At 69.8% G+C, this 13,251-nt stretch carries 10 protein-coding genes; 6 read left to right on the forward strand and 4 right to left on the reverse strand.

Annotation, left to right across the window (positions count from 1 at the left end):
* Positions 1 to 329 precede the first annotated feature (329 nt).
* The gene (locus tag ACFVYN_RS15195; protein WP_389997859.1) at positions 330 to 524 is read right to left on the reverse strand and encodes an antitoxin; all 195 of its coding nucleotides are present in this window, start codon (positions 522 to 524) and stop codon (positions 330 to 332) included.
* 204 nt (positions 525 to 728) lie between these two features.
* Positions 729 to 1,670, reverse strand: coding sequence for a homocysteine S-methyltransferase (gene mmuM, locus ACFVYN_RS15200; RefSeq protein WP_389997861.1), 942 nt, complete (start codon positions 1,668 to 1,670; stop codon positions 729 to 731).
* An 89-nt stretch (positions 1,671 to 1,759) separates the two neighbouring features.
* Here mmuM and ACFVYN_RS15205 point away from each other — a divergent pair, with 89 nt between their 5' ends.
* Positions 1,760 to 2,884 (forward strand): aminoglycoside phosphotransferase, encoded by a 1,125-nt coding sequence (locus tag ACFVYN_RS15205; protein ID WP_389997864.1) that lies wholly within the window; start codon positions 1,760 to 1,762, stop codon positions 2,882 to 2,884.
* Positions 2,885 to 2,928: 44 nt separating this feature from the next.
* On the opposite strand, the gene ACFVYN_RS15210 is transcribed toward ACFVYN_RS15205, so the two are convergent.
* Positions 2,929 to 5,013: an autotransporter gene (locus ACFVYN_RS15210; protein WP_389997867.1), complete on the reverse strand. Its 2,085-nt coding sequence runs from the start codon at positions 5,011 to 5,013 to the stop codon at positions 2,929 to 2,931.
* 202 nt (positions 5,014 to 5,215) lie between these two features.
* Here ACFVYN_RS15210 and ACFVYN_RS15215 point away from each other — a divergent pair, with 202 nt between their 5' ends.
* The 3 genes from ACFVYN_RS15215 to ACFVYN_RS15225 all read left to right on the forward strand — a co-directional run bounded on the left by ACFVYN_RS15215 (position 5,216) and on the right by ACFVYN_RS15225 (position 8,430).
* Entirely contained in the window at positions 5,216 to 6,292 is a 1,077-nt protein-coding gene (locus ACFVYN_RS15215) for a family 43 glycosylhydrolase (RefSeq protein WP_389997869.1), read from the forward strand.
* Entirely contained in the window at positions 6,289 to 7,701 is a 1,413-nt protein-coding gene (locus ACFVYN_RS15220) for an RICIN domain-containing protein (protein WP_389997871.1), read from the forward strand. The genes ACFVYN_RS15215 and ACFVYN_RS15220 overlap by 4 nt, the downstream gene beginning before the upstream one ends.
* Before the next feature lie 219 nt (positions 7,702 to 7,920).
* On the forward strand, positions 7,921 to 8,430 hold the full coding sequence (locus tag ACFVYN_RS15225) for a hypothetical protein (RefSeq protein WP_389997874.1): 510 nt from the start codon (positions 7,921 to 7,923) through the stop codon (positions 8,428 to 8,430).
* Between the two features lie 62 nt (positions 8,431 to 8,492).
* On the opposite strand, the gene ACFVYN_RS15230 is transcribed toward ACFVYN_RS15225, so the two are convergent.
* On the reverse strand, positions 8,493 to 10,175 hold the full coding sequence (locus ACFVYN_RS15230; RefSeq protein ID WP_389997877.1) for a rhamnogalacturonan lyase B N-terminal domain-containing protein: 1,683 nt from the start codon (positions 10,173 to 10,175) through the stop codon (positions 8,493 to 8,495).
* A gap of 193 nt (positions 10,176 to 10,368) precedes the next feature.
* On the opposite strand from ACFVYN_RS15230, the gene ACFVYN_RS15235 reads away from it, so the two are divergent.
* Together ACFVYN_RS15235 and ACFVYN_RS15240 are read left to right on the forward strand one after the other, a co-directional pair.
* Positions 10,369 to 11,409, forward strand: coding sequence for a rhamnogalacturonan acetylesterase (locus tag ACFVYN_RS15235; protein WP_389997880.1), 1,041 nt, complete (start codon positions 10,369 to 10,371; stop codon positions 11,407 to 11,409).
* Between the two features lie 84 nt (positions 11,410 to 11,493).
* The gene (locus ACFVYN_RS15240) at positions 11,494 to 13,185 is read left to right on the forward strand and encodes a DUF2264 domain-containing protein (protein ID WP_389997882.1); all 1,692 of its coding nucleotides are present in this window, start codon (positions 11,494 to 11,496) and stop codon (positions 13,183 to 13,185) included.
* Positions 13,186 to 13,251: the final 66 nt, after the last annotated feature.

The raw sequence follows: 13,251 nt of genomic DNA on the forward strand, positions 1-13,251 counted from the left end.
CCATTCGACCCACGAACTCCCGTTCCCTCCCGAAACCGGCAGCACACCACATCAGTAGACCCTCCTGTCGCGCAGATGAACCACCACATCCAGTACAGGCGCCCACCCACGATCACCAGAAGTCACTTCTGCAAAGTCCAGCGGCAGCAGTTCCCAACCCCCGATCTCTCCCTCGATCAGCCCGAGTGGACTTGTCGCAGCGGGCAGTGGACGACGACCTCGGGCCGGTTCGTCCTCGACGGCCGCCGCCCGTTCAAACGCCCCGGAGTCAGCCATACGTCTTCGGCCCCCGGCGCACAGCGCCGGGGGCCGAAGGTCGGTCATGCGCGTCAGCGCTCCGTCGTACCGCTGTCCCGGTAGGAGCGACGGGCCGCGTCGGCGGCCTTGTCGGTCTGGGAGTCGTACTTGTTCCCGGTCCGCTCGTCGACCATGCGCTCAGCGCGTGTCACGCCCTTGTCGGCCTGGTCCGGGTGGCCCTTCGCCATTGCCTTGGCCTTGTTCGCCATGTCGCCCAGCTTGCCCATGGGATACCTCCCGCGATAGCGCGTGCGTCGTACCAGGCGGCGAGTACCCGGGGGGCCCGGGGCAAATCATCGCGATCGGACCGGGGTGGACGAGCAGCGGCCCGAGCAGCCCATTCGCAACGAGGTGTTCCCGGCCGGCTCGGCAGCGACGAATGCAACAGCCGCTGACAACAGCCCCCGGGACGAAAAGGCGCACCGTCCCCGCTAACGCACCGCTCCCGCAATCCCCGAGATCGCCTCAGGACCCACCCGGCAGCATCCCCCGATCAGCCGTGCGCCCGACTCCCTCCACCCCGTGACCTCGTCCGACGTGAACGAGGACCGTCCCTCCCAGCGGCGCGCCTCCGCGTTCCAGGTCTCACCGCTGTTGGGATAGACGACCACCGGCTTGCCGGTGACCCGCGCGGCCGTCTCGATCGCGTGCTCCACGTCCTCCGGAACACAGCAGTTGACGCCGACCGCGATGACCTCGTCCACGTCGGCGGCCAGGGCGAACGCCTCCTCCAGGGGCTGGCCCGCCCGGGTGCGGTCGCCGGCGACGGAGTAGGAGAGCCAGGCCGGGACACCGAGGCCCCGGATCGCGCCGAGCAGCGCCCGCGCCTCGTCGCTGTCGGGGATCGTCTCCAGGGCCAGGACGTCGGGCCCGGCCGCCGCGAGCACCTCGAGGCGGGGCCGGTGGAAGGCCTCCAGTTCGGCCACGCTGAGGCCGTAGCGCCCCCGGTACTCCGAGCCGTCGGCGAGCATCGCGCCGTAGGGCCCGACCGAGGCCGCCACGTACAGGGGCCGACGGACCCCCTTCGCCCGGGCCTGCCGCGTCGCCTCGCGCGCCAACTCGACGCTGAGGGCGAGGAGTTCGGCGGCGCGCTCGCGCTCGATACCGCGCTGGGCGAACCCCTCGAAGGTGGCCTGGTAGCTGGAGGTGATCGCCACGTCCGCGCCCGCCTCGTAGTACGCGAGATGCGCCTCGGTGATCGCCTCGGGCCGCTCCGCGAGCAGCCGCGCCGACCACAGGTCGTCGCTCAGGTCGTGCCCGGCGGACTCCAGCTGGTTGGACATACCGCCGTCGAGCACGACCGGGCCGGCCGCGAGGGCCTCGGCGAAGGGGCGGGCGAGGGCGTCGGGGACTTCCGGGGTGTCGCTGGTCATGCCCCGACGCTAACCGAAGGGCCCGGAGAGGGCCGCGCCTGTCCGGTGCGCGAACACCGGGACCGGCATGCGGGACTACGCTCACCCGCATGCCCGACCTGGACACCGGCCTCGTGGCCGCCGAAGCAGCGGAGATCCTCGGCCCCGGCACGGGCCCGGTCCTCGCGTCCTCCCTCACCCACAATCCCCGCAACGGCGTCACCCGCGACGTCTGGAGCATCAGGTCCGGGGAGCGGACGGCGGTGCTCAAGGTCCTCACCCGCACCAAGGGCGTCACCGGACCGTGGCCGGCCTCCGAGGACCCCCGGCACTGGAACTACTGGCGGCGCGAGGCCGAGATCCACACCTCGGGGCTCGCCCGGGCCTGGCAGCCGTACGGCATCCGTGCGCCCCGGCTGCTCGCCTGCGTCGAACGGGCGGACGGGGATGTGGCGCTGTGGCTGGAGCGGGTGCCGGGCAGGTCGGCCGAGCGCTGGTCGATCGACGCGCACGTACGGCACGCGCACCGGATGGGGGTGGCCCAGGGGGCCGTCGGCGCGCGGGACGAACCGTGGCTGTCCCGCCGCTTCCTGCGGGAGTACATCGGCGGCCAGACCCGCGGGCTGGAGCTTCTCGACGAGGACGAGGCCTGGCAACAGCCGCTGATCCGCGACCACTTCCCCGCCGGGTTGCGGCACTCGATGGTCCGCCTCCATCAGGACCGCGAGTGGTTCCTCCAGATCATGGAGTCCCTGCCGCGTGCCTTCAGCCACCTCGACCAGTGGCCCGCGAATGTCCGCGCCGACGGACAGGGCAGTGTGCTGTTCGACTGGGCGTTCGCGGGTGACGGGGCGCTTGGGGAAGACCTCGGCAACTACCTTCCCGACTCGGTCTTCGATCTGTTTGTCCCCGCGGCTCGGTTGCCCCGGTACGCGGCGGCCGCGTATCACGCCTATCTGGAGGGGCTCCGGGAGAGCGGGTGGCGGGGGGACGAGCGGCTCGTGCGGCTCGGGGTGTGTGCGTCGGCAGTGAAGTACGACTGGCTCACCGCGCTGATGCTGGCTCGGGCGGGGGAGGAGCGGCAGCTGGACTACGGGGGGCGGCGGGAGGTTTCCGCGGAACGCCGGTACCGGGAGCGGGGATTGGCGTTGGCGTTTCTCGCGGAGTGGGCGCAGGAGGCGCGGGGCTTGGCGCCTCGGCTCGGGTTCCCGGCGGCGCCCAGCGCCTCCGGGTGAGTGCTGGAAGGCGTTGCCTGCGGGTCGCAGAGCCCCGGCACTGATCAGTGCGCCGCATGGCGCCCGCTCCGGTGTTGCCTGCCCCGCCGTCTCATCGTCGGTGGGATCACCAGGCCGACCAGCAGCCCCACCGCCAGGATGTACGGCCACCAGCCCAGCCCCTCGGCCACCTCACCCGCGGCACGGGGTGCCGCGACCGCTGCCTTCGGCGTCGTATCGGCACGGACGCCCGGCGAGGCGCTCGCCGTGACCGCGGTCAGTACGACGTCGTTGCCGTCGCCGCCCCGATAGGTGATCCGGTACGTCGTGTCGGCGAGCTTGAGCCGCGTGCCCTCCTTCAGGCCCTGGAAGGCGCCCTTGGTCTTCGACGTGCCCTTGTTGTCCAGCACGGTGACCCGGCGGGCGGGGTCGGTGCCGGCCGCCGAGAAGTCGAGCTCACCGGCAAGCCGTACCGGGCCCGTCACCTTCAACGGACGCCCTTTCAGGACCAGTTCGCCCTTCTCGCTCTGCGTGTAACCACCGTTGACCGTGAGGCCGCCGGCGACCACGCCCTCGTTGGTGACCGTGCCCTTCACCGTGCCCTTGCCGGACAGCGAGGAGACCACGCGGAGGCCGGCCGAGCCCGCGTCCAGCCGCGCGGCCGTCGAGGTGAGCCGGATTCCCTTGCTGTGAGTGAGAGTTGCTCCGGACCGTAGGGCGAGCGTGCCCTTCTCGACCGTCGTCGTCCCCGTGTACGTCACCGCGCTCCCGGTCAGGGTCGTCGTCGCCCTGCCCGCCTGGGTGAGGGAGCCGCTGCCGCTGATCCGGGGCAGGGTGAGGGACTTGGCCGCGTTGTCGAGCACTAGCGAGCCGTCGTTCACCACCTCGTAGTGGGCGCCCCTGGTGTAGAGGCCGCCGTCGCCCCCCGACTTGCCGCTTCCCAGCCGGAGCACGGCGCCCTTCTCTACGGTCGTGGAGCCGTCGTAGTACTGGACGGCCGCGAAGGTGACGTCATTGCCCTTCGTCCCCTTGATGACGATGTCCCCCGCGCCGGGCGCGGACAGGGTGTCGTGGAAGCGGCCGCCGCCGATGGGGGCGCCCAGGGTGACCGGCCCGTTGTAGTCGAAGGCCAGGAGCGAACGGGAGCGCGCCGCCAGCAGGTTGATGTAGACCGTCTGTGCCGTGCCCGGCATGAAGATCTTGTGGGTCGTCCCGTCGCCCCACTGGACGTTCGCGCCCTTGATGTTGGTGCCGCGCTTGTTGACGTTCTTGGTGGCCGGCGTCCAGTTCAGGGCGGGGTCGCTGAGCGAGGGATCGGTGTCGCCGCCCCGGTTCGACCAGCTGTACTGGCCCGTGAGGACCACCTTGCCGCCGGGCCGGGACTGGACGTTGATGTCGCTGCCGTACTCGCGCTGGTAGAAGTCCATCCGCTGGGTGACGGTCCGGCCCAGCGGGGTGTCCACGGTCCAGGTGCCCTGGTTGAGCACCTTGCGGACGTTCGGCAGCGCGGTCGCGTACTCGGGCCGTCCGGCGTTGGCCTGGGTGCCGTTGTCGATGACCCCCGCGAACGGTCCGGACGTCAGGTCCCAGGTGCCCCAGAGGAAGCGCGGCTGGGTGATCAGGCCGGAGCCGCTGACGCTGCCCAGGTTGTAGGCGCTCTTCAGGGACAGCCTTAGGGTGCCGTCGACCCGGATGTTGTCCTGGTTCAGGCGGAACGCCGGGGTGTTGTACGGGAAGTGGCCGATCAGGCCGGTCGTCCCGCCGTTGCCGTACTGCAGGGTCGCCCCGCGCTCGACCGTGACCGCGGGCGGGTCCGGGCGGGTCGTGGTGACGTACGGGTGGTTGCCGCCCGGTGTCCGCACCGCCTGCCGTTGGAGAGAGACGGGCAGTGTGAAGTCGCTGTCCCTGGTCAGGACCAGCGTTCCGATGCCGCGCACGGTGAGCGTGCCCTCGCCGCGGAAGACCCCGTCGTACGTCGTCGTCCCCGGCGGCACGGTGACGACCGTGTCGCCGGTCAGGGTGACGTCCCGGTTCGCGAGGACGTCGGCGGTGGCGTCCCGGGGGCCGGCGGCCAGAGCCGGGGGAGCCCAGGCCAGGAGGGTGACGAGGGCGCCCACGGCCGCTGCTGTCTGGTGGATTTGGCTACGCACATGATCGGAGACGCGCGGAGGCCGGACCGATAACAGAAATCCGGAACGCAGAAGGAACGCAGAAAGCGCCTTCTTCTGATCGCGTCCGACCCGTTGACCTCCTGGTTCCCCAGCCGTACCTTTCGGCTGTTCGCAATAACAACAGATGTTCTCAATACCGAACATCGCTCTCAGGACACCCCCCATCCGAGAGGCAGTCCGTATGAGCCGCGCCCCCGACGTCCCCCACCGACGACTGCTGCTGAAAGGTGCCCTGGCCGCGGGCGCCCTGGCCGCGACCCCCACAGTCGCCGAAGCCGCCCCGCGCCCGAAGAAGGCCGCGCCCTTCGTGAACCCGCTCGTCCGCAACCGCGCGGACCCGTACATCCACCGTCACTCCGACGGCTACTACTACTTCACCGCCACCGCCCCCGAGTACGACCGCATCATCCTGCGCCGCTCCCGCACCATCAACGGCCTCGCGAAGGCCGACGAGTCCGTCATCTGGACCAAGCACCCGACCGGTGTCATGGGCGCCCACATCTGGGCGCCCGAGATCCACCGCGTGGGCGGCAAGTGGTACATCTACTTCGCCTCCGCGCCCGCCGAGAGCGTGTGGGACATCCGCATCTGGGTCCTGGAGAACGCCAACCCCAATCCCTTCAAGGGGACTTGGGTGGAGAAGGGCCAGGTCAAGACCGCCTGGGAGACCTTCTCCCTGGACGCCACCACCTTCTCCCACCGGGGCAGCCGCTACCTCGCCTGGGCGCAGCACGAGCCCGGTCTGGACAACAACACCGGCATCTTCCTATCCCGGATGGCGAACCCATGGACCCTGACAGGTCCTCAGATCCGGCTCTCCACCCCGGAGTACGACTGGGAGTGCGTCGGCTACAAGGTCAACGAGGGCCCCTCGGTCATCGCTCGCCACGGCCGGCTCTTCCTGTCCTACTCGGCCAGCGCCACCGACCACCACTACTGCATGGGCCTGCTCACGGCCGACGCGGACGCCGACCTCATGGACCCGGCGAGCTGGTCCAAGTCGCCGACCCCCGTCTTCAGCAGCAGCGAAACGACCAAGCAGTACGGCCCCGGCCACAACTGCTTCACCGTCGCCGAGGACGGCCGCAGTGACGTCCTCGTCTACCACGCCCGCCCGTACAAGGAGATCGTCGGCGATCCGCTGAACGACCCCAACCGGCACACCCGCGTCCAGAAGCTCGGCTGGCACGCGGACGGCACCCCGAACTTCGGCATACCGGTGGCGGACACCGCCACCACCACGGAGGTCGCGTCATGAGACGTGCTTACGCCGTACTGCTCGCCCTGTGTCTGGCCCTGGCCGGCGCCCTGGTCACCGCCGGACCGGCCCAGGCCGCCGCGGTGACCATCCCCAACGGCGTGCAGTTCACCGACACGTCGGGAAACGCCCTGCACGCCCACGGCGGCGGGGTCATCAAGGTCGGCTCGTACTACTACTGGTTCGGCGAGGACCGCAACGCCGACAACACCTTCCGGTACGTGGACGCCTACCGCTCCACCGACCTGAAGAACTGGGAGTTCAGGAACCACGTCCTCACCCAGTCCAGCGCCTCCGAGCTGGGGACCGCCTACATCGAGCGGCCCAAGGTCATCTACAACGCGTCCACCGGCAAGTTCGTGATGTGGATGCACAAGGAGAACGGCACCGACTACAGCGAGGCCCGCGCGGCCGTCGCCGTCTCGTCCACGGTCGACGGGAGCTACACCTACCAGGGCAGCTTCCGCCCGCTCGGCGACAACATGTCCCGCGACATCACGACCTTCGTCGACACCGACGGCACCGGCTACATGGTCTCGGCCGCCAACGAGAACTACGACCTGCACATCTACAAGCTCACCGCCGACTACACCGGCATCGCGAGCCTGGTCGCCAACCCGTGGGTCGGTGGACACCGCGAGGCCCCGGCGCTGTTCAAGCGGGGCAGCGTCTACTTCATGCTCACGTCGGGCGCCACCGGCTGGAGCGCCAACCAGCAGCAGTACGCCACCGCCACCTCCCTCGCCGGACCGTGGACCTCCATGACGAACGTCGGCGACTCCACGGCCTACAACTCGCAGACCGCGTACGTCCTTCCGGTGCAGGGTACTTCGGGCACCTCGTACCTCTACCTGGGCGACCGCTGGGGCAACTCCTTCGGCGGGACCGTCAACGACTCGCGGTACGTGTGGCTGCCGCTGACCTTCCCGAGCTCCACCACGCTGTCCATGTCCTGGTACCCCGAGGTCACGATCGACACGGCGGCCGGGACGATCGGCGGCACCAGTGCCACGTACAACACGCTGATCGCCCGGCACTCCTCCAAGTGCGCCGACGTGACGAGCCAGTCGCTGTGGCAGGGCGCCCAGATCAAGCAGTACGACTGCAACGGCGGAGGCAACCAGAAGTACTGGTTCAAGTCCGTCGGCAGCGGCTACTACCAGCTGGTGGTCAGGAACAGCTCCCTGTGCGTGCAGGAGAACGCGAGCACGGTCAGCCAGGAGAACTGCAGCGGGTCCGCCACGAGCCAGCAGTGGTCGCTGACCACCACCGGCTCGTACGTGAACATCAAGTCCCGGGCGAGCGGTGAGTGCCTGGACGTGAACGGCGCGTCCACCGCAAACGGCGCCGCCGTCATCACGTACACCTGCGGAACAGGCACCAACCAGCAGTGGACCAGGGGTAGTTAGACGTCGATCCCAGGACGGGCCGCCGAGGGCCGGGGTTACCCGCCTCGGCGGTACTCGTCGCGCCGGAGATTAAAGACTTGGGCAACGGGACCTCACTCCCGGGGAGCTCGGGAAAAGGCCAGGTCGTTACGAGAGAGCCATGATCACGTCATGTGGGAGCTCAAGGGGCCGGACATCCTCTTTTCGGTATCAACTCCTCCCACAGGAATGAGCGGGACAATGGCGACAACGACTTCAGGGCGCTCACGCGCGGCAGCGATCGCGGCCCGCGTCGGCACGGTGACGACCGGCGTGGCACTCACGCTCGGTATCACCGCCGGTACGGCGCTGGCGGGCGATGCGGTGCAGTGGAGCGGCGACTTCAGCTGGGCCTCGACGGCGATGAAGAGACTGGCGAACTGCTCCTCCACCCATTACTACAACGGCACGCAGCAGGCTGCGGGCTCGACGGGCGACGACTCGACCGGGTCCAAGCTCACCGCCTGCAACGGCGCCGCGTCCGACTCCTACTGGGACAGCGCACATCTTCTCGCCGCCGACACCCAGAACATCAACGCCCGACGCGTCGGTTACCGCTCGGACCAGAGCTGCCCGCCCAAGCGCGGCTCCCAGTACATCAAGTGCTACTACGTCAATGCCAAGTCCAAGGGCAACCCGGTCATGACCGTGTCCATCATCGACACCGGCAACGGCGGCGAGGACGTGGCCGTGGACTGGTACTACCTGTAACACCTGCCCGCAGGAACGGTGGCCCGGCGTGTCGAGCGTCGGGCCACCGTGCCGACCGGACCTCAGGACAGGAGGTCGATCGCGTCGATCGACGTGCCCGCGCTGAGGAACGACGTCGACCCCGAACCGCTCGCCACGTAGATCTTCAGCGTGTTGTAGGCGCTGGTGTCCGTCAGCCAGGCGGACGCCGGCACGCTGTAGGTGAACGTGTAGTTGTTGCCCCGGTACGAGCCCACGGTCAGCGACCGGGTGCTCGGCTGGGTGGGCGGCGAGGGGACGGCGGAGGTCCAGGTGTCGTTGACGGCGATCTGCGGACGGCCGTTGGCGTAGGCCGTCGTCACGCCGATGCGCAGGGTGTGCGCGGCGGCGGCCTGGGCGGCCGTCAGCTTGAAGTAGACGATGATCCCGCTGTTGACGTCCTTCCACAGGTAGCAGGGGAAGGACGAGGTCTCGGTGCCGCTGCCGACGATGACGTTCCCGGTCCAGGAGGCGGCGCGGGAGTCGGACGGATGGGCGTACGTCATCAGGTCGGCGTTCTTGAAGCCGCTGGGCGTGCCGTTCCAGTCGTTGATGCGCCAGATCGCGCCCGCGTTGCTCGGGTCGTTCGAGGACGGGATCGCGAGGGAGTTGAGGGTGGTCGTGGCGCCCGCGCTGACGCTCACCGAGGTGGTGTGGACGGCGAGTTCACCCTTGAAGACGGTCAGCGTGTACGTCCCTGGCAGCACGCCCCCGATGGAGAAGTAGCCGTCCGAGGACCGCGCCGAACCCCAGTACTGCGCGGCCGAGTTGGCGAGCCCGACCGTGTAGGGGTGTGCCGTGTTCCGGCCGGTGATGCCGACTCCCGAGACCTTGCCCCGGCCGCTCGCGGGGACGTAGCCGGAGATGCCGAGCGAGTCCGCCCACGCGGTGGTGAGGGTCCCCGGGTACAGCGAGGAGGAGGGGGCGCCGCCGTCGGTGAAGGCGATGACGTAGGGGCCCTGGAGGCCGAAGCGCTGGGCCTCGGTCTGGTTCTCGCCGTAGTACAGGATCTCGTACAGGCCGCCGCCGTCCGCGCTCTGGTGGCGCAGCAGGGAGCGGTAGAACGGCCCGCCGGAGGCCTTCTCGTGGTTGGAGCGCACGATGTACAGGCCGACGCTGCCGGTGGTCCAGCCGACGTAGTTGTAGTCGATGACCCGGGCCTTCGCGTAGTGCTTGGAGCGGGTCTGGCCGTCGGACTTCGCGAAGACGTCCTGGGCCTCGATGGTGGTGGGCGCGTAGGTGTACGAGTCGGGCTCGTCGTTGAGGAACTTGCCCGCGTTCACGCGCAGGATGTAGCGGGTCGCCGAGACCGAGTCGTCGGCCTTGTTGGTCCACAGGTAGACGTTGTTCTCGCCGCTGCGGGCCGCGTAGTAGTGCTTCAGCGTGCCGTACGCGACCGAGATCAGGATCGTCGTGCCGGACTGCTTGATGCTCACGGTGGAGGTGCCGAGGCCCGACTCGATGTGCGAGTTCTTGCCGCCGTAGCCCTGGTACTGCGTGCCCTTGTAGACCAGCGAGGTCAGGTCGCCGTTGGTCTTGCTGACCTTGAAGACGAGGTTCGCGCCGGTGTCGACGACGTAGTTGGAGCCGTCGTCGCTCCAGCCGAAGGTCGCGGCGGACGCGGTCTGGGCGAGCGGCCCGGCGAGCGCGGCTGTCCCTGCGGCGGCCGCGGTGCCGAGAACGAAGGTGCGGCGTCCGACCGGTCGGTGCACGGGGGATTCGGACATGGGGGTGCCTCCTTCGAGACATGTGGGGGTGGTGCGGGTGCTTTGGAGAGTGACAGTTGAATCGATTTCGCGAAAGGGCTTTCACCAGCGGGAGGTTGGCGATTTTGTGAAATCGGTTCAAGGTCTAGAAAGCGCTTGCAGATGGCGGTACGGTCCGGCGCCAGGTGTTGTCCCCCTGACGGAGGAACCGCGAATGAGACGTTTCAACCTGGCCCTGCTGGCGGCGGTGGCGCTGGCCTCGGGCCTGACGGCCGTACCGGCGCAGGCGCACACCGGACGCGCGCCGGGGCTGGAGAACTGCACGGCGGCCGGCTGCCACTTCGACGTCCCGCCGGGCACGTACGACGTGAAGGTCCTCCTGGGCGGTGACACGGCGTCGAGCACGGCGATCAGCGGCGAGACCCGGCGTTCGCTCCTCCCGGAGACGCCGGCCGCGGCCGGCGAGCGGGTCTCCCGCAGCTTCACCGTGAACGTGCGCACCCCGGAGGGCGAGCCGACCGGCCCCGACGGCACACCGGGCCTGGACCTCGTGCTGGGCGGCTCGGCCCCCGCCCTGGCCGGCATCCGCGTCACCCCCGCCCACCACACCCGCCAGATCTTCCTGGTCGGCGACTCCACGGTCTGCGACCAGCCCGGCGACCCGTACTCCGGCTGGGGCCAGCAACTGCCCCAGTACCTGCGCAAGGGCGTGTCCGTGGCCAACTACGCCGACTCCGGCGAGAGCACGGTGACCTATCTGGCCGAGCCGCGCCTGTGGGCCACCGTCCAGCCGCTGATCCGGCACGGAGACCTCGTTCTGATCCAGCTCGCCCACAACGACAAGACGACCGACGAGGCGACGTACCGGGCGAACCTGGAGACTCTGGTCGCGGGTGTGAGGGAGAAAGGCGGGAACCCTGTCCTCGTGACGCCCATCGTGCGACGCTGGTTCAACTCGGACGGCACGCTGAACAACGGGACGGCCCTGCTGGTCAACGGCCTCGGGGTGGACCATCCCGCGGTGATCCGCTCGGTGGCCGCGGCAGAGGACGTCCCGCTGATCGACCTGACGGCGAAGACGAAGTCGCTGGTGGAGTCCTTGGGAGTGGAGGGCTCGAAGGCGATCTACCTCTACAACGAGAAAAGGGACAACACCCACACCTCCGTACACGGAGCCACCGTGTACGCGGGCCTGGTCCGCGACGAACTGCTCGCACAGGGACTGGTGCCCAAGGGGGCTGTGAGGGTGGGATAGACGCCTGGGGCGTCCCGACCGGAACCGGGGCGCCCCAGGTCTGTGACGCGAGCCGCGAGCCTGTGAGTGGAAGAAAGAGAACCGATGCAGTTGCCCCCCGAGGACCGCACCCTCAGTCCGCACACCGGCTACACGCGCGCCCACTGGGAGGCAGCGGCCGACGCCCTGCTCGCCGCCGTGGAGCCGTACGCCACCGAGGACCGTGCCCTCTACTACCTGCCCGGTGACCGGCAGAGCTGGTCCGGCCGTCTCTCCGACGGCCTGGAGGGCTACGCCCGTACGCTCCTGCTGGCGGCCTTCCGCCAGGACGGGACCGCGCTGGAGCGGTACGCCGACGGGCTCGCCGCCGGTGTCTCGGGGGTCTGGCCCCGGATCGAGGACCGCAGCCAGCCGCTGGTGGAGGCGGCGTCGATCGCGTTCGCGCTGCGGATCACGAAGCCGCTGCTCTGGGACCGACTGGACGACTCCGTACGGCAGCGCGCCGCGGCCTGGCTCGGCGACGCGCTCACCGCCGAGGCCTGGCCCTGCAACTGGGAGCTGTTCCCCGTCACGGTCGCCGGTTTCCTGGCGTCGGTCGGCCACGAGCCGGAGGCCTCCCGCAAGGCGATCGACCGCGGCCTGGAGCGCATCGAGCAGTGGCACGTCGGCGAGGGCTGGTACACGGACGGCGACGGCCGCAAGTTCGACTACTACAACGGCTGGGCCATGCACCTCTACCCGGTGCTGCACGCCTGGCTGGCCGAGGACGACGGGTTGACGGACCTGTACGGCGGCCGCCTCTCCCGCCATCTCGACGACTACGCCCGCCTGTTCGGAGCCGACGGTGCCCCGATGCACCAGGGCCGCTCCCTGACGTACCGCTTCGCGACCACCGTCCCGCTGTGGCTGGGCGCGCTGACGGGACACACCCCGCTGTCCCCGGGCGAGACCCGACGGCTGGCCTCCGGAGCCCTCAAGTACTTCCTGGACCGGGGCGCGGTGGACTCCCGCGGCCTGCTCACCCTCGGCTGGCACGGCCCCGACTCCGCTGTCCTGCAAGGCTATTCGGGCCCGGCGTCGCCGTACTGGGCGAGCAAGGGCTTCCTCGGCCTGCTCCTCCCGGCCGACCACGAGGTGTGGACGGCGGTGGAGGAGCCGGGCCCGACGGAGCGCGCCGACGCCCTCACCCCGATCGCCGCCCCCAACTGGCTGCTCCAGAGCACGAGTTCGGACGGCGTGGTCCGCCTCCACAACCACGGCAGCGAGGACGTCCGCTACGACCCGTACTACACCCGGCTCGCCTACTCCACGGTGACCGAGCCCTCGGCGACGTACGACAACAGCCTCATCCTGGGCGGCGATCCGAGCCGTACGGAGATCGAGCCGTTGGGGGTGGGGGAGGGGTGGGCGGCCTCGCGGCACACGGCGGCCGGGGGTGCGCGCGTCTCCAGTGTCGTGCTCGCGCAGGGAGCCGTGGAGGTACGCGCCTTCCTGGTGTCCGGCGCGGAGCCCGGGACGCCGGTGCGGGTGACCGGGTGGTCCGCACGGGACGGTGTCCGGGCCGAACTGCTGCCCGCTGTGGGCCTCGACGAGGAGCTGGGCGGGGTGACGGGGGAGGCAGACACACTGTTCGTCGCCCTGGCACGGCTCACCGGCGACGCGGACGCGGTGCCGTTGGAGGAGACGGTGACTGTACGGGCTGTACGGGCCGGTGAGTTGACGGTGGTGTGGAGCGGAGGCCCAGAGGTGCGGGTTCGTCTGAACGGCTCCGGAGTGGACATTGCCGCCGGCGGCTGAGCCGTCTCGGGCGGCACGAGGAACATGAGTGACGGAGGCGAACTGGTCGCACTGGTCGAGCAGCGA

Source organism: Streptomyces sp. NPDC058307, assembly GCF_042880295.1.
Classification (GTDB): Bacteria; Actinomycetota; Actinomycetes; order Streptomycetales; family Streptomycetaceae; genus Streptomyces.